Below are 1222 nucleotides of genomic sequence, written 5' to 3'. Positions count from 1 at the left end.
TCTTAGCCCAGCGGTCCGCGAAGAGCTTGAGCGCAGCAGAAGACAACATCTACCAGATCATGCTGAAGATGGGCGCCGTGCCGAAGGGCATCGAGGACGACAGCCCCGGCGACACCGACGAGAAGATGCCGGGCGGCCAGCCCGATCCCTACCCCGACCCCTCGAACAAGGGTCAGGAGGGCAAGGGCACGATCAACGCGCACTGGGGAGACGTCGACCACAAGCCCGACGACCCCGCGCAGACCTCCCAGCACCACACCAACGCCGTGCTCGACGAGTTCGCCCGCGGCCGAGAGAAGTTCCTCCAGCGGTACTTCGACGCCTACGGCACCTCGGGTGAGACGAACCGAAAGCTGGTGGCGCAGAACCTCGAGCACGCGTCCAGCGGTGACTACGAGACCAGCGCGGCCATGCTGCGCTCCGGGTCGAAGCGCACGCCGGCCGTCTCCGAGACGGTGCTCGAGAAGACGCGCCGGGCGCTCGACAAGTACTAGGCGCCGACCGGCATAACGGCATGGGAGAAACTCATGCCGACTAGGAAGAAGGCCGCCAAGAGGGCGAAGAAAGTGGACCCGATCGACGAGGCACTCGAGGCCGGAGAGAAACTCGCTGCACGCCAGGAGAAGGACCTTCACATGTGGCAGCAGTGGAAGACCGATCCCTCACCGCAGAACACACAGGCGATGCTTCGACGCCTCGAGCCTGTGTTCAAGTCTTTCGAACAGCAGCACAAGGCCCCGCGTACTAGCGCACCGGCCATGCGTCTCGTGATGCAGGAACAAGCGCTCAAGGCTCTGGAGACCTACGACCCCAGCAAGGGCGCCGCCCCTACCACTTGGGTCCAGAGCAACATCCGTCGAGCCCAGCGCTTCAACATCCAGCAGCAGAACGTCGCCCGTATCTCCGAGGAGAACGTCGGGCACATCGGCCGCATCAACCGAGCCAACGAGCTCTTGCAGAACCAATTCGGCAGAGACCCGACGCACGACGAGCTGGCGCAGCACCTTAACGTAGGCATGCCCAAACGGCGCCAGCTCACCGCGCAGAAGATCCAGGAGATCCAGCTGCAGGCGGGTCGGCGAGACCTGCCGTCGACGGGGTTCGAGAGCGACCCCACACCGTCGGCGGCGCAGCTTGACTCAGAGGTCATCTCACTCCTACCCGACCGCTTCGCGCGGGCAGGAAAGCATGACCACATGCACGTCCTCGACCTGATCTACAA

At 64.2% G+C, this 1222-nt stretch carries 2 protein-coding genes; both read left to right on the top strand.

What is annotated here, in order from left to right; genetic code table 11:
- On the top strand, nt 1-494 hold a 494-nt coding region (locus AAFM29_RS17510; protein ID WP_341713998.1), incomplete at its 5' end, for a hypothetical protein.
- Nucleotides 495-527: 33 nt separating this feature from the next.
- Nucleotides 528-1222, top strand: a 695-nt coding sequence (locus AAFM29_RS17505) for a hypothetical protein (protein WP_341713997.1), incomplete at its 3' end; no start/stop codon positions are given.

Origin of the sequence: Erythrobacter sp. (genome assembly GCF_038133525.1) — a bacterium.
In the GTDB taxonomy this organism is placed as follows: Bacteria; Pseudomonadota; Alphaproteobacteria; order Sphingomonadales; family Sphingomonadaceae; genus Qipengyuania.
The sequence above is the reverse complement of the archived record's forward strand: the minus strand, read 5'-3'. Positions and strand labels throughout refer to the sequence as shown.